The sequence below is a fragment of the Methylobacterium sp. Leaf111 genome (assembly GCF_001423285.1).
In the GTDB taxonomy this organism is placed as follows: domain Bacteria; phylum Pseudomonadota; class Alphaproteobacteria; order Rhizobiales; family Beijerinckiaceae; genus Methylobacterium.
Map to the genome: position 1 here is coordinate 45,036 of NZ_LMNE01000010.1, position 15,632 is coordinate 60,667.

Here is a 15,632-nt window from a genome sequence, read left to right on the forward strand (position 1 = left end):
CACGACCCCACTCCCGGTATCCCGGCCCGCATGAACATCATCCTGATCAAGCTGTTCGCCACGGCGCTGACGCTCAGTCAGGTCACGACGCGGCCGGATGCGGTGAAGACGCAGTTCGATCCCGTGGCCGACAAGGCCCAGGTGGTGCAGATCCTGCGCGACGGGTGCGCCCACATGCGCAAGGCCTTCGACATCGAGGACATCAACCTCGACGAGCTGATCTCCACCGCCATGGAGGACCCCAGCGCGGTGGCGGGCGCGAGCGCCCCCAAGATCCTGCACGGCCTCGACATCGGCGAGCTCAACGTCAGCTACCGCCAGTTCTGTAAGGGCGAGACCCCCAAGGACTCGCCCTTCGACGCGGCCGAGGTCATCGCCTTCTACAACAAGGCGGTGGCCGACCTGCCCTCGGCCGAGGCCCTGAAGGAGCGCAAGCTCCCCGGCGCCTCCCTGATCCTCGACGGATCGGGCAAGCGCTACGCCGAGGCCTTCGAGGCCAACGGCCGGCGCCTCAGCGTGCCCATCGCCGAGGTGCCCACGATGGTGCAGAAGGCCTTCGTGGCGGCCGAGGACAAGCGCTTCGAGACCCACCGGGGCATCGACGAGCGCGGGGTGATCCGCGCCTTCATCGGCAACCTCGCCTCCCCGGGCCGCCCGGCCGGCGGCTCCACCATCACCCAGCAGGTGGTCAAGAACCTCTCGGTCGGCGACGACGTCACCTACGAGCGCAAGATCCGCGAGATGATCGTGGCCTCCCGCCTGGAACACATCCTGGGCAAGCCGCAGATCCTGGAGCTCTACCTCAACGGCATCTATCTCGGCCGCGGCGCCTACGGCATCGAGATGGCCGCGCGCAGCTATTTCGGCAAATCGGTGGGCCAGCTCACCGTGACGGAGGCCGCGCTGCTGGCCGGCATGCCCAAGGGCCCGAACTTCTACAGCCCCGACAAGTACCCCGACCGGGCGCGCGAGCGCCGGGCCTACGTGCTGGCGCGCATGAAGGAGGAGGGCGTCATCACCGAGGCGCAGCTCGGCGAGGCCGCCAACGCGCCCCTCGGCCTGAAGCCGATCGACGCGGTCCGGCGCGATTCCGGCTTCTACTTCGTCGACCACCTGGCCCGGGAGGTGCGCACCTTCGCGGGCGTCGACTCCCTCACCGCCGCCAGCCACGTGGTGCGCTCCACGATCAACGCCGGCCTGCAGACCGCCACCGAGACCGCCCTGCAGGAGGGCCTCTCCACCTACGAGCGCGCCACCGGGCGCGCCCGCTACGAGGGGCCGGAGCTCAACCTCGCCGAGGCCGTGCGCAAGCTCGAGGCCGCCATCCCCGCCGCCGAGGCCTCGCCCCTGGGCGTCCCCCTCCTCACGGGCGATCCGGTCAAGCCGGCCGCTGCGCCGGCTCCGAAGCCGGCCCCGAAGACGAAGGCGGAGCGCAAGGCCGCCGCCGCCGCCGAGAAGGCGGCGGAGCAGGCCGCGCCCAAGGTCGAGCGCCCCAAGCCGGCCTGGCAGCGGGCGCTGGAGACCGCGCGGCCCGTCCTCTACGACGTGCACTGGCCTCTGGCCGTGGTCCTGGATACCGGGCGCGGCGGCACCGCGAAGGTCGGCCTCGCCGACGGCCGCACCGCCAGCCTCGAGCCCGGCCCGGCGCGCGGAAAGCTCCAGCCCTACGACGTGGTGCGGGTCAAGCTGCGCGATCCGAACGCGAAGGCGCCGCGCGCCGACCTGCGGGTCCGGCCGAGCGTCCAGGGCGCCGCCCTGGTGCTGGAGAACCGGACCGGGCGCATCCTCGCCATGGCGGGCGGCTTCTCCTATCCGGTGAGCCAGCTCAACCGCGTCACCCAGACCGTGCGCCAGCCGGGCTCGACCCTGAAGCCCCTCACCTATCTCGCCGCGCTCAATGCCGGCCTGCAGCCCAACACCCTGGTGCTGGATTCCGCCATCACCCTGCCGCCCATCGGCGGCGTCGGCGATTCCTGGTCGCCCAAGAACTACGAGGGCACGGGAGCCGGGGCCACGACCCTGCGCCGGGGCCTGGAATTCTCCAAGAACCTCGTCACCGCCCGCCTGCTCCAGGGCGGCATCGCCGACAAGGCGCCGGCCAGCCTGCAGAAGGTCTGCGACCTCGCCCTGGAGGCGCAGATCTACGCCGAGTGCGAGCGCTACTATCCCTTCGTGCTCGGCGCGCAGCCCGTGCGGATGGTGGACCTCGCCGCGTTCTACGCCGCGGTGGCCAACGAGGGCGCCCGGCCCGCGCCCTACGCCCTGGAATCGGTCGAGCGCGACGGCAAGACCCTCTACACCCGCGAGGCCCGGGCCCCGACCCGGATCGGTTCGGCCGACCGGGTGGCGTTCTACCAGCTCAAGACCATGCTGCAGGGGGTGACGAACCACGGCACGGCCGCGGCGCTCGCCCGGTTCTCGTCGTCGATCGCGGGCAAGACCGGCACCTCGGAGAACGAGAACGACGCCTGGTTCGCCGGCTTCACCAACGAGATCACCATCGTGGTCTGGGTCGGCTACGACAATGCCGACGGCACCCGCCGCACCCTCGGGCGCGGGCAGACCGGCGGCCACCTCGCGGTGCCCATCGCCGGCACCATCCTCCAGGCGGCCTGGGCCAACGGCGTGCCGCGCACGGCCCTGGCCCCGCCCTCCCCGGAGGCGCGCCAGGACCTCCTCGAGGCCAGCATCGACCCGCGCAGCGGCCAGCGCGTCGACGACGGCGGCGTCCTGGAGCATTTCCGGATCAAGGACGGCCGCATGGCCGACACCCAGTACAAGCTGCTGCCCCGCGAGACCCGGACCGCCATGCGGCCCGATCCCGAGGACGGCGACCTCGGCGCCGAGGACGACGCCCCCGACCTGGCCGGAGGCCTGTTCGGCGGCCTGCGGGGCCAGCCGGACGACGATCGGCGCCGGGCCCAGCCCGAGAGCGACCTCCTCGATCCCTACGGCGAGCGGCGCAACCGCCGGGCCCAGTCCGAGACCTACCAGCCCTGGCCGGGCACGCAGCGCTCGCCCTTCGGCGACGAGGAGGAGATCCGGCCGCGCCAGCGCCGCCGCGATCCCGACTACCTGTTCGGCGACGAGCCGCGCTTCTGAGGGCGCCCCGCCCGGGGCACGGCCCCGACCCCCTCTCCTCGACCCCCTTTGCCGACCCCCCTTTGCCGACCCCCTCTTGCCGACCTCCGAGGCCCCGACGTGCACAGACCGCTTCCGGCAACCCTTCTCCTCGCCCTCGCCCTGACGGGGGGCGCCGTCCGCCCGGCCCTCGCCCAGGAGGGCATCAAGCTCCAGCCGCCCGCAAGCCCGGCGGTCTCGGAGCGGATCAAGGACGTGCCCGCCATCGAGGCGGCCGGCGTCGCCGGGCTGAAGCCCGGCACCATCCTGTTCACCGACCATCGCGACGATCCGGCCAAGCCCGAGAACGGCCTCGTGCCCTATCTCGACTGGGGTAAGCTGCGCCCCGGCGAGCGGGCGGCCCTGGCGCCGCATCCGGGCTATGTCGAGCCCGATTACGTGCAGACCCTGAACGGCGTCGCCAAGCGCCGGCACGAGACCCTGAAGGTCTACGTGGCGCAGGGGCGCTTCGTGGTGGCCAAGGCCCCGGAGAGCATCGACCTCGCCGCCTACGCCACCCTCGGCTTCGTCGCCAAGATGGACCCCGTGATCAAGCACAAGGCCCTGAACCCAGCCGACGCGACGCCGAACAAGGACCCGGCGGCCGCCTTCGCCAAGCGCCCCGACCGGCCCTGGTGCGAGGTCGGCACCACCTGCATCGAATCGCGCTACGACCTCGAAGGCAAGCTGCCGCTGGGCGTGAAGCTCGCCAACCGGCTGGAGGACGGGGCCTCGAAGAAGATCGCCGAGTTCGTCTCGTTCCAGAGCGAATTGCGCACCCTGCCCCCGGCGGAGATCGCGGCGCTGGGCAACCTCACCAAGCTCGACACGCCGGTGACGGGCGGGCTGGAGCAGACGATCTTCTGGGTCAACCAGATCCTGCGCTTCGGCAAGTTCCTGGCGGTGTTCCAGCCCATGCCGGGCGATCCGGCCAAGACCGTGGTGACCACCTACGTGGCCCTGGCGATCAAGGGCGACGTCCTCGACCGCAAGCAGGAATATGCCCGCGTGCCGGTGCTCAAGAACCTGCTGCCGGCCCAGGTGCTGATGGGCAACTCGTCCTTCAACACCGGCACCTCGATCAGCGCCGGCCTGCCGACCTACGCCCGCAACCGCATGATCGCCTTCGCGGACGCGCTGGCGAAGAACTGAGGGTGGGGGGATGGAGCACCCGCCTCCCCCGTGTTGGGAGGCGGGGGCGGCGCCGCTCGGGTCGAAAACCCCATCGGCTTGGCCCCGCGAGGGTCTGCACCCGACCCTTTGCAGAAGCCCGGAACCGCCGCTTGCGGGCTGCACGGTTGAGCAGCGTCCTACGGCCGGGACGGGTGAATTTCTGCCCGGCTGCGATCGGATAGATCCTGGGCGAGGCGGACGTATCGATCAGGGCCGGAAGCCGGGGGAATGACAGCTCAACCTACGCCGGTCGGGCCATCAATGACCCGCCGCACGCGGCGCGCGAGTTCCAGCCGTTTATAGGGCTTATTGATGATCTCGAAATCCGTGCCACCCGCATCCGAGCGTTCGATGGATGCCTCCGCGTAGCCCGTAGTGAGCAGCACCTTGATCTTAGGCTGTCGCTCGCGTGCGGCGCGGGCCAGCATCACGCCGTTCATCCCACCCGGCATGATGAGATCGGTGAACAGGAGATCGATCCGGCGCTCGCCGTCGAGGAACTCAATCGCCGCGCGGGGGCCGTCGGCCACGATGACTTTGTAGCCGAAATCCTCCAGGATCATTCCCGCCGTCTCCGCCACGTCCGGTCGGTCGTCGACCACGAGTACCGTTTCGGTCCCGTGCCGGTCGGCGGCGCGCTGCGAGGCCCTGCGCTCGTCCTCGATCTTCTGGTCGCTTGCTGGAAAGAGCAGGCGCACCGTGGTGCCGTGCCCCACCTCAGAGTAGATCTTGACCGAGCCGCCCGATTGCTTGGCGAAACCGTAGACCATCGCGAGGCCTAGGCCTGTGCCCTTGCCTTCGCCCTTGGTGGTGAAGAACGGCTCCATCACTCGGTTCAGGATCTCGGCCGGCATGCCGCTACCCGTATCGGTGACGGATACCACCACGTAGGCCCCAGGGCCGACCGTCTTGAAGAGCGCCGTATCCTCGTCCTCGATGAGGAGGTTTTCGGTCTTGACCGTGACTGACCCTCCGCCCGGCATCGCATCGCGGGCGTTAAGCAAGACGTTCAGCGAGGCGACCTCGGCCTGGGTCGGGTCGATGCGGGTGTTCCAGAGATCGGATGCGAGGGACTGCTTCAGGGTGACGTCGTCTCCCAGGGTACGCTCGGCCATCTCGCTCATGCTTTGGACGAGGCCGTTGAGGTTGAGGAGGCGCCCCTCCAATCGCTGCTTGCGCGAGAAGGCCAGAAGCTGATGGGTCAGCTTGGCGGCGCGTTCCGAGGCGTCGCGCACCGCCTCGCCCGCCCGCCGCAATCGGCCGACATCGATGGTCGGGTGGTCGATCAGCGCCAGCATGACCTCGTTGTGACCGGAGATCACCTGTAGGAGGTTGTTGAAATCATGCGCGATCCCGCCGGTAAGCTGCCCCAGGCTCTCCATCTTCTGTGCTTGGTGTAGACTCTCCTCTGCGTCGCGGCGGCGCGAAACGTCGAGCTGCGAGCCGAAGAAGTATACGAGGTCGCCGGCTCGGTTGAAGACCGGCGAGACGAACAGCGCGTTCCAGAACGAAGACCCGTCCTTGCGGTAATTGATGATCTCCGTGGAGAACTCGCGCTGCTCCGCGATGGCGACACGCAGTTCGGTGACCACCTCTCGGTCGGTCTCAGGCCCTTGGAGGAAGCGGCAGTTCGTGCCGATAAGTTCGTCCCGGGTGTAGCCTGTCATGCGCTCGAAAGCGCGGTTGACGAAGATGATGGGATTGTCGGCCTGGTGCGGGTCCGTAACGATCATCGGCATGCGCGTCGTTTCGACGGCCGCGAAGAAGATGTCGTGATGCTGGTCGATTACGCCCGAAGGGCCACTGCCGCTGACCGGCGTCTTCGGGCCGTAGGTCTTCGGCTTCTCGGGGGAAGTTGGCAAGAAGGAACTCCGGGCTTCGAAGGACCGCCGGAGCCCTCGGTCACTCCAAACACGTCTTTATTGTATTCTCTGCGCCAGCGGAAATGCCACTGAACAAAAATTGACCAGGGCCTGAGGGTAGCAGTGTCGCACCGAGGCGCGCCGGTCAGAGCAAAGCGAATGACCACTTCAGGGGATTAGGGAAACCGCTCGCTATGGCCATTGTTGGTCGGAGGCGGAACATCCGCTTCAGGACGAAAGGTCAGGATCCGCAAACCACTTGCAGCAGCCCTTCGCAGGTCGCGCGGATTGGGTTCTGACCCCGGCCTCCTCGGCCTGAGGGGCACCCCAGCACGCCCACGCCGAACCTCTCCCCGCGAGGGGGGAGAGGGACGCGCCCTGCATCCAGGCTGTGCGTCGGGCGACGCTGGCCCGTTCCGGCTTCCGGGCGAGGTGACCGCCGGTGAGGGCCCACCGTCATTCAGGATCGCCAGAGGCGCGCCCCTTCGGGTCCGGGCTCCGCTGCGCGGCCCCGGGAAGAGGGTGGGCGACGGCAACCGTTCCGGCGCGCGAACCGGTCCTTGCGATCACCCCGGCTGGACGGCGTCGGGCCACGCCGCTCCGGTTCCCCACGCGGTGGAGGGCGCCACCGCGATGCCCCCTTCCCTCACCGGGGAAAGGAGCACGCCCCGGGGGGGCGCCGCCCGCTCAGTTGCCGCGGCTGGCGATCGAGGGCATCGACGGCTGGGTGTACTGGCGGTTGACGTCGCGGCGGGTCTGGGTGCCGTTGGTGTCGTTGGACTGGCGATAGTTGCTGGTGTCGAAGGCGTCGGAGAGACCGCTGCGCCCGCTCGGGCTGTCGGTGTTGCAGGCGCAGAGGCCGCCCAGGAGGGTGGCGGCGAGGGCGAGGGAAGCGAGGCGCATCGGGGCGGGTCCTGTGGCGAAAGCAGCGCCTGTGGTGCTGCCCGGGCCCCGCGCCCGTCAAGCGCAAGGCTAACGAATCGTCGCCGGTTCCTGCCGCACTGATGTCGCCGCGCCACGAAAATGCTCACCACCTCCGCAAGGAAGCGGCGGTTCGGGGGTGAAGATGGGGAATCGGGGCCCGCGCAGGCTGGCGCTTTGGCCGGGAACACGCGAGACATAGGGCCGATGAGCAACGTCGTCCCCTTCCTCCGCCGCCCCGCCGCTCCGCCGGTCGTCGTCACCGACGTGGTCGCCGTCGCCGACGACCTCTTCGCGCTCCTGGAGCAGCTGGAGCTCGTGAGCGCCCGGGCCGCCGCCATGGGACGACCGGCCCGCGAGGTCGAGCGGACGGTCCAGAACCTCCTCGACGCCGTGACGGCCGTGGAACGGGCCCTCGACTGCATCGGCGAGGGCGACGAGGCCGGACAGGCGCGCTGAGGTGCGACGGGCGCCATGGGCGCGCCTGGCCCCGGTCGGCCTCTCCGCCCGACCCGTTTCGGAGCACCCATTCTTCGGGTTCCCATCAAAACAACAAAATTGTCTCACCAGGGTCTACTTCTAGACAGACGGACGCGACGGCGCTGCGCTAGAGGCCGGAGAGACAGACGGTGAACACAGCGCACTGCATGGGCCCGGCCTCCGATCCATCGACGGGCAACCTTCTCCTCGACGGCCTCCGGCCCGAGGATCGCGCGCTTCTCGACCCCCATCTCGATCGCCTCTCCCGGGACCGCGGCGAAGCCCTGTTCCAGGCCGGCAGCGACGTCACCGCCATCGCCTTCCCGTGCCGGCAGACGGTGGTCACCCTCATCGTCGCCATGCGCGACGGCCGCAGCGCCGAGGTCGCCACGGTGGGACGCGAGGGCGCCGTGGGCGGCGTCGTCAGCAGCGGATTCCTGCCCGCCTCCACGAACGCCGTCGTGCAGATCGGCGGACCGGTCCTGCGCCTGGACGCCCTGCGCCTCCAGGAGGTCAAGCGGTCTTCCCCGGCCCTGCGCAACCTGTTCACCCGCTACGCCGACTGCCTGCTCGCCCAGGTCCTGCAATCGGTGGCGTGCAACGCCCTGCACCCGATCGAGTCGCGCTGCCTGCGCTGGCTCCTGACCCTGCAGGACCGCATCGGCACCGACGTCCTGCCGGTGACCCACGAATTGCTCGCCACCATGCTGGGCGTCCAGCGGACCTACCTCACCCGGATCCTGCGGGCGCTGCAGCAGCAGGGCCTCATCGAGGTCGGGCGCGGCCGCATCACCATCCGCAACCGCGTGCTGGCGGAGACCGCCGCCTGCGAGTGCCACGGCGTCGTCCGGCGGCACTACGAGACGGTGCTCGGCGCGATCTACGCGCCCGGTGGCGCCCTCGTGGCGGTGGAGCCGCCCCCCGATCGGCGGGAGACGGATGCGCCGCGCGAACTCGCGATATCCGAATCGGCCTGACCCTCCCCTCCCAGAGCTTCGATCCTCCGCCCGCCCCCGATGACCCAGCCCGCCGCAGACCAGCAGCCCGGCCAGGCCCCGGACGCGCCGCCCCCGGCCGCCGGGGACGGGACGTCTGCGGGCGGAGCCGTCTTCGAGCCCGCCGGCGACTCCCCCTTCGCCCCGTCCGACGCGGCGACGCTCCTGCGCCTCGCCGCGGACTCGGCGGGCCTCGGCCTCTTCGCCTACGACCCCGCCACCCGGACCCTGCGGGGCGACGCCGGATTCCGGAGCCTGCTCGGCCTCGCGTCGCCGGGGCCGGTCGCCGACGCGGACACCGTCCTGTCGGCCCTCGACCCCGGGGATCGCGCCGCGTTGGACCGGGCGTTCGGCGCCGCCCTCGACCCGGCGGGGTCCGGGACGCTGGACTGCACGGTCCGGCGCGCGACCTCGACACGACCTCTGTGGATACGGGCGCGGGCGCGACGCGTGGTCGACCAGGACCGCCCCGCCCGCCTCGTCGGCACGGTGCAGGACGTCACCGAGGCGCGGGCGGCCGAGATCGCCGCGCGCGCCACCAACGACGCCATCCGCGACTGGGACCTCGTCACCGGGGCCGTCCTGTGGAACGCCGCCCTGACCACCGCCTACGGCTGGGCGCCGTCGGAGGTCGTGCCGACCAGCGCCTGGTGGCTCGCCCAGATCCACCCGCACGATCGCCCCGGCGTCGCGGCCGGTCTCCAGGCGACCCTCGCCGGCGGCGTCGAGGCCTGGAGCCAGGAGTACCGGTTCCGGCGTGCCGACGGCACGTACGCGGAGGTCCTCGACCGCGGCTCCCTGGTCCGCGGCGCGGACGGGGCCCCCCTGCGGATGATCGCCGCGATGCTCGATCTGACCGAGCGCAACCGCGTCGGCGCCCAGTTCCGCGCGGTGTTCCAGGGCGCCAATATCGGCATCGTCCAGTTCGATCCGCGGACCGTGCGCGCCCTCGCGGTGAACGCCAAGCTCTGCGAGATCTGGGGGGCGCCGGAATCCGAGATCCTCGGCCATTCCCTCGCCCGCTGGACACCGCCCGAGGACGACGACGACCGGGCGGCGCTGCACGAGCGCCTCGCGACCGGGGCGACCCTGCAGCTCCGCCTGGAGAAGCGCTACCGGCGCATGGACGGGCGCATCATCTGGGCGCGGGTCAACCTGGTCTCGCAGCGCCTGGGCGGCGACGTCCACGCCACGGCGATGATCGAGGACATCACGGAGGAGAAGCGGGCCGATGCCCGCCGCGAGGCGCTGATCGCCCTCGGCGACCGCCTGCGCGACCTGCACACCCACGCCGACGTGGTCTCCGCCACGGCCGAGAGCCTGGGCCGGACCCTCCGGGTCGCCCGGGCGGGCTATGCCCAGGTCGATCCCGGCGGCCAGATCGCGTCGCTCAATCCGGACTGGACCGCCGAGGGGGACGCGGAGCCGACCTGCACCGTCGGCCTGCCGACCGCATCTCGGTCGACCCTGGCCGCGAGCGTCGACCGTCTGGGGCGCGGCGACGTCATCAGCGTGGCCGATATCGCGGCAACCCCCGAACGCGTCGACGACCCGGAGGGCTATGCCCGGCTCGGGATGCGCGCCGTGATCAAGGTGCCGGTTCTCCGGCGCGGCCGCCTCGTGGGCATTCTCTACGTCCTCGATCGCCATCCCCGCGACTGGAGTGCCGGCGAGATCACGTTCGCGCGCGAAGTGGCGGAGCGCGCCTGGGGCGGACTGACCCGCGTCGAAGCCGACGAGCAGCAGCGCACGTTGAACCGGGAATTGAGCCACCGCCTCAAGAACACCCTCGCGATGGTCCAGGCCATCGCCTCGCAGACCCTGCGCAACGTCACCGACGTCGAGGCGGCCAAGGAAGCCCTGGCCGCCCGTCTCATCGCCCTCGGCAAGGCGCACGACATCCTGCTCGCCGGGGTGCACGAGAGCGCCGAGATGGAGGCGGTGATGCGCGGCGCCCTCTCGATACATGACGATCGGCAACCCGGTCGCTTTGACGTCGCGGGGCCCCCAGTGCTTCTCGGATCGAAGGCGGCCCTGGCCCTCGCGCTGATGCTGCACGAACTGGCGACCAACGCCGCCAAGTACGGTGCGCTCTCGGTTCCCGATGGGCGGGTCAGCCTCCACTGGAGTCTCGACCGGGACGCAACCGCGGGTGGAGCGACCGTTCGGCTGATCTGGTCCGAAGCGGACGGACCGATGGTCGTACCGCCGACGCACAAGGGATTCGGGTCGCGACTGATCGAGCGCGGCCTCGTCGGCGCCGTCGGCGGCACGATCGAGTTGGATTATCGCCCCACCGGCCTCGTTTGCCGCGTGGTGGCACCGCTGGAAGGCTTCCAGTCCAGTGGTTGACCACCCGAGGACGTGACCGGGCCGCGCCTCCTGCGCGTAACCCACGCATTGCCGCTGCACCGCACCCTGCGCTAGAGGGCGAGACCATGTGGACACGCCTTGCCCATCCCGGTCACTTCCTGCGCTGGACCCAGCCCGTGATGCCCTGGCTCGCCGGGCTGTCGGGCCTGCTCCTCGGGGTCGGTCTGTATCTCACCTGGTTCGTCGTCCCGCCCGATTACCAGCAGGGCGAGACCGTACGGATCATGTACATCCACGTGCCGGCGGCCTGGCTCGGCGTCTTCTTCTACGGCGCCATGGCGATCTCGGCCATCGGAACCCTCGTCTGGCGTCACCCCCTGGCCGACGTCGCCCAGCGCGCCGCCGCGCCGATCGGAGCGGCGTTCACGCTCATCTGCCTCGTGACCGGGTCGCTGTGGGGCAAGCCCATGTGGGGCACCTACTGGGTCTGGGATGCGCGCCTGACCTCGATGCTCGTGCTGTTCCTGATCTATTGCGGGATCATCGCCCTGTGGCGAACGATCGAAGATCCGAACCGGGCCGCGCGTGCCATCGCCATCCTGACCCTGGTCGGCGCGGTGAACCTGCCGATCATCAAGTTCTCGGTGAACTGGTGGTCGACCCTGCACCAACCGGCCTCGATCATGCGCATGGGCGGATCGTCCATCGATCCCAGCATGCTCTACCCGCTGCTCGAGATGATCCTCGCCTTCACGATCCTCGGGGTCACCTTGCACCTCTATGCCATGCGCACCGAGATCCTGCGCCGGCGCGTTCGGGCCCTGACCCTACGCGAAGCCGAACGCCTCGATGCCAGCCCGTCGTCCGTACGTGGGGCGTCGATCAGCCAGGAGCCGATGGGGCAGGCGCCGATCGGTCGGGTGGTTCAAAGCCTGTGAGCTCCGCGTCGATGCGGGCCGAAGAGACCGGCACTTTGGAAACCTCACTCGTGAAGTCCCGCCCATGACCCTTGGCCACCACGCCGGCTACATCCTCGGCGCCTATGCCTTCACCGTTCTGGTGATTGGCGGGCTCATCCTGCATGCCTTGCTCGATCATCGCGCCCGGAAGCGGGAACTGGATCGGCTGCAAGGCGAGGTGATAGACGGGTCGGGAGTCCGCTCATGAGCGCGCCCCAACCCTCGCTGCAGACTCCGGCACCGGTCCGGCGATCGCTTCTGGTCATCCTGCCGCTCGTCACCTTCGCAGTCCTTGCCGGAATTTTCTTTCTTCGCCTGCGCTCGGGCGCCGATCCCGCGGCCATTCCCTCTGCGCTGATCGGCAAGCCGGCGCCGGCCTTCACCCTTCCGGCGATGCCGGGCCTGATTGCGCAGGGCGCGCCGGTTCCCGGCCTCTCCCGTGCCGACCTTCTCGGCAAAGTCACGGTGGTCAACTTCTGGGCTTCGTGGTGCGCTCCCTGCCAGATCGAGCATCCGCAGCTCATGCGATTGGCGCGCGAGCCGGGCGTCCACTTGGTCGGCATCGACTACAAGGACACGCCGGAGAACGGACGTCGTTTCCTGACCCGGAACGGCGTTCCATTCCGAGCCGTGGGCCTCGATACGGAGGGACGGACCGGGATCGATTTCGGCGTCTACGGAGTGCCGGAGACCTTCATCATCGGACCGGATGGGATCATTCGCGAAAAGCTCGTGGGAATTCTGACCCCGGAGAGCTATGCCGGCGTGCTCGACAAGATCCGATCCATCGGATCGGCGGCCTCCGTCCCGCGGTGATCCGGCGGACGCTCAGCGCCCCACGTGGATCAGGCGGCGATACTCCGCCTCGGGCACGCCGTAGCTGTCTCCTGCCGCGGCCTTGAGCTTGTCGCGGTCCAGCACTTGGACATGCGAGCGTCGAGCCTTGATCATGCCGGCCCCCTCAAGGCTATGGATCGCCGTCGTCACGCCGGGGCGGCGCACGCCGAGCATCGTCGAGAGGAACTCGTGGGTGACGGGGAACTCGTCTCCGTCCACCCGATCGTGGCACATCAAGAGCCAACGGGCGAGGCGTTCCTCCAGGGTATGACTGCCGTTGGAAAGCGCGGTTCCGGCGGTTTGTAGATGAGCCGCATAGGCATAATGCCCGACGATCCGCCTGAGGATCCGCCGTTCCTCAACGAGGCGCCGGAATGCTGCGGCCTCGACCCGCACCGCGTCCCCCTCGATCTGCACGAAGGTCTCGTGGGGCGTCCGGTCGACATCGAGCAGTAGCGGGACCCCGACGATTCCTTCGGGACCGGTGATACACACCTCAATCCGCCGGCCCTCGGGTGTAGCGGCAACCTCCGAGGCGATGCCCGATTCAAGGAAATAGACGTGCGTGATCGATTTGTTGGCGGCGATCAGGATGTCCCGGCGCCCCAGCGCCACGCCTTCCGCAACGGATTGGATCGCCTCATAATCATCGGGGCTGAGGATGCTGAGGAGGTGATTTCGAACGTATCGCTGTGACGGCACCGGCATGAAACGTAGCGGCTCGATAGAGCAGCCGTCGAACGTCTTGCTGCTCGGACAGGGGGACAGTCGTCTCTCATAGCCGGATCCAGGTCTGAAGGAACTGCACCGGAGGGCGTCTGTACTATGCCGTACAATTTCTTGGGCCGGGCATGTCTGTGCCTGCCCCAAACGGTACGCGATCGCACGGTCGAAAACGCGATCGCGAGCAGGATCAAACCGGATGGATCCGTGACTTCGAAGCTGCGGCGCTTCCTGATTTTTCGGATCACCATAAGTCTCTGGGCGGTTGCGAATGTCGCGAGCAGTCCGTTCGACGAGGTCCCCTGCCTGAGGCAAGCCCAGTCGGACATCGCCCTGGAGATCACGGACCAATGTACCTTGATCCCGGATATTCAGGAGGTACTGGGTCGTGGCGGTTCCATTCGGTAATCACCTCGATGTCCTCACGCGACACGAGGGTTGAACGGCGCCGCGAAGCGCGTGTCTTTGCAGAGGAGCCCCGGTCCCCTGGTCTGCCATCTGAGGGTCCCGTCGTGGGTGCAGCTACGGGTAAGAATATCGAGAAGACAGGAAGGGATTCCGCGCCGATCACCGGTGAATGACGCGCCCGATGTCCGACCCGGCTGACAGGGCAATCACGGATGGAACCATGCCTCCGTCGGTTGTGGCTATATATTTTCAACTAAATCTATATTGATGTGTGACGTAACTCGTGATCCCCGTTTTCGATGAAGCACTCTATTTTTCTAGATAAGTGCTTCGTCTGATAACGGATGGAAATACAACTTGTTGTTCTCTTCACAATGCAGATTCGATATGGCATGTCCGCTTCGTCGCCCGAGGTAAGTCTGGGCTGCGGGTGACCTTGCGTTCGCACGCCCGCCTATTGATTGTCGGGGTTGTGACGTCGATCATTCTGCAATCCGAAGTTCGTAACCGCCTCCTTCGCGCGTTGCTGCCGCTCGAGTTCGAGCGTCTCCGGCCATCGCTGGTTCGTTGCTCATTCGAGCAGGGGGCCGTGCTCGAAGTCCCTGGCGAGCCGATTGCGGCCGTGCATTTTCCGGAGCCGGGCATGATCTCCGTGATCGCGCACACGCCCGACGGCGTTCAATCGGAGGCCGGGATCGTTGGGCCTGAGGGTATGATCGGCATTGCCTTGCTCAACGGTGTCGACAGAGCGCCGCACACCGCCTTCGTTCAGGTACCGTGTCGGACCCTGCGGATCGAGGCTGAGGCGTTCCGGACGGCCTTGGCCGAGAGCCGGGCGCTGCAGGCTTACTTTCTGCGTTACGCTCAGGTCTACGCCGTGCAATTGGCGCAAGCCGGTCTCTGCAATGCGCATTTCACCATCGAGCAGCGCCTCGCCCGCTGGCTGCTGATGTGTCACGACAGAGCCGACCGGGAGGATCTGCCCCTGACGCACGAGACGCTTTCATTGATGCTCGGCGTCCGGCGCGCAGGCGTGACGACCGGGCTGCGCATGCTCGAACTCGCCGGTGCCCTGAAGATGCGCCGGGGCGGTATCGGAATCCGTGATCGTGCCGCCCTCCTGGCTGTCGCCGGAGCGTCCTACGGCGTTCCGGAGGCCGAGTATGCCCGCATCCTCGGCGAGGCCTGAGGAACGCCGCCGGCTCCGCGCGATATCAGGCGGAACCTGTATCCGGCGCCTTGCGCTCATGGCGCAGGAGGAGCGGAGTCTGGGCCAACGCGAAGGCGATAGTCAGCGGCATGATGCCGAAGACCTTGAAGCTGACCCAGAAATCCTCGGTCTGAGTTCGCCAGACGACCTCGTTGATCACCGCCAGGAAGAGGAAGAATACCCCCCAGCGGAAGGTCAACTTGCGCCATCCATCCTCCGTGAGGGCGAACATCGAATCCAGCACGACCGAGAGCAGGGATTTTCGGAAGGCGAGGCCACCCAGCAGCACGAGGCCGAACAGCGTGTTCACGATGGTCGGCTTCATCATGATGAAGGTCTTGTCCTGCAGCGCCAGGGTCAGGCCACCGAACACGACCACCACCACGCCCGAAACCAGGGGCATGATGGGCAGGCGCCGCATCAGCGCATAATGGACCGCCAGGGCCGCCAGGGTGGCGGCGATGAAGGCGCCCGTCGCCACGAACAGCTTCTGATCCGGGTGAACGCCGAGGCGTTCGGCGTAGGCGTTACCGAAGAAGAAGACCATCAAAGGCCCGAGCTCGAGGGCGAGCTTCAGGAGCGGAGGGAGATGGCGACGCGGGGGGATGGCTTCGATCTGCATGGTATCCGT

At 68.5% G+C, this 15,632-nt stretch carries 13 protein-coding genes; 9 read left to right on the top strand and 4 right to left on the bottom strand.

Annotation, left to right across the window (positions count from 1 at the left end):
• Nucleotides 1–30 precede the first annotated feature (30 nt).
• Together ASF41_RS08720 and ASF41_RS08725 are read left to right on the top strand one after the other, a co-directional pair.
• On the top strand, nt 31–3,102 hold the full coding sequence (locus ASF41_RS08720; RefSeq protein WP_056492479.1) for a penicillin-binding protein 1A: 3,072 nt from the start codon (nt 31–33) through the stop codon (nt 3,100–3,102).
• Between the two features lie 99 nt (nt 3,103–3,201).
• Entirely contained in the window at nt 3,202–4,272 is a 1,071-nt protein-coding gene (locus ASF41_RS08725; protein ID WP_056270401.1) for a hypothetical protein, read from the top strand.
• Between the two features lie 257 nt (nt 4,273–4,529).
• Here the strand turns inward: ASF41_RS08725 and ASF41_RS08730 are convergent, their stop codons facing one another.
• Both ASF41_RS08730 and ASF41_RS08735 read right to left on the bottom strand, forming a co-directional pair.
• The gene (locus ASF41_RS08730; protein ID WP_056492482.1) at nt 4,530–6,155 is read right to left on the bottom strand and encodes a hybrid sensor histidine kinase/response regulator; all 1,626 of its coding nucleotides are present in this window, start codon (nt 6,153–6,155) and stop codon (nt 4,530–4,532) included.
• Nucleotides 6,156–6,842: 687 nt separating this feature from the next.
• Complete coding sequence (locus ASF41_RS08735; protein ID WP_056220003.1) at nt 6,843–7,058, bottom strand: hypothetical protein; 216 nt, start codon at nt 7,056–7,058, stop codon at nt 6,843–6,845.
• A 225-nt stretch (nt 7,059–7,283) separates the two neighbouring features.
• On the opposite strand from ASF41_RS08735, the gene ASF41_RS08740 reads away from it, so the two are divergent.
• From ASF41_RS08740 to ASF41_RS08765, 6 genes are all read left to right on the top strand, one after another.
• A complete protein-coding gene (locus ASF41_RS08740; RefSeq protein WP_056220000.1) occupies nt 7,284–7,535 on the top strand; it encodes a hypothetical protein in 252 nt (83 codons plus the stop codon).
• Between the two features lie 188 nt (nt 7,536–7,723).
• A complete protein-coding gene (locus tag ASF41_RS08745; protein ID WP_056219997.1) occupies nt 7,724–8,533 on the top strand; it encodes a Crp/Fnr family transcriptional regulator in 810 nt (269 codons plus the stop codon).
• Between the two features lie 39 nt (nt 8,534–8,572).
• Complete coding sequence (locus ASF41_RS08750; RefSeq protein WP_082504193.1) at nt 8,573–10,903, top strand: PAS domain-containing protein; 2,331 nt, start codon at nt 8,573–8,575, stop codon at nt 10,901–10,903.
• An 86-nt stretch (nt 10,904–10,989) separates the two neighbouring features.
• A complete protein-coding gene (locus tag ASF41_RS08755; RefSeq protein ID WP_056219994.1) occupies nt 10,990–11,802 on the top strand; it encodes a heme ABC transporter permease in 813 nt (270 codons plus the stop codon).
• A 64-nt stretch (nt 11,803–11,866) separates the two neighbouring features.
• Nucleotides 11,867–12,031: a heme exporter protein CcmD gene (gene ccmD / locus ASF41_RS08760; RefSeq protein ID WP_056492485.1), complete on the top strand. Its 165-nt coding sequence runs from the start codon at nt 11,867–11,869 to the stop codon at nt 12,029–12,031.
• Entirely contained in the window at nt 12,028–12,639 is a 612-nt protein-coding gene (locus ASF41_RS08765; RefSeq protein WP_056492488.1) for a DsbE family thiol:disulfide interchange protein, read from the top strand. Before ccmD ends, ASF41_RS08765 begins: the two co-directional genes overlap by 4 nt.
• Nucleotides 12,640–12,651: 12 nt before the next feature.
• Here the strand turns inward: ASF41_RS08765 and ASF41_RS08770 are convergent, their stop codons facing one another.
• Nucleotides 12,652–13,368, bottom strand: coding sequence for a Crp/Fnr family transcriptional regulator (locus ASF41_RS08770; RefSeq protein ID WP_056492491.1), 717 nt, complete (start codon nt 13,366–13,368; stop codon nt 12,652–12,654).
• An 895-nt stretch (nt 13,369–14,263) separates the two neighbouring features.
• Here ASF41_RS08770 and ASF41_RS08780 point away from each other — a divergent pair.
• Complete coding sequence (locus tag ASF41_RS08780) at nt 14,264–14,980, top strand: Crp/Fnr family transcriptional regulator (protein WP_244479601.1); 717 nt, start codon at nt 14,264–14,266, stop codon at nt 14,978–14,980.
• Between the two features lie 25 nt (nt 14,981–15,005).
• Here ASF41_RS08780 and ASF41_RS08785 read toward each other — a convergent pair whose 3' ends face one another.
• Entirely contained in the window at nt 15,006–15,623 is a 618-nt protein-coding gene (locus ASF41_RS08785) for a septation protein A (protein ID WP_056220417.1), read from the bottom strand.
• Nucleotides 15,624–15,632 lie beyond the last annotated feature (9 nt).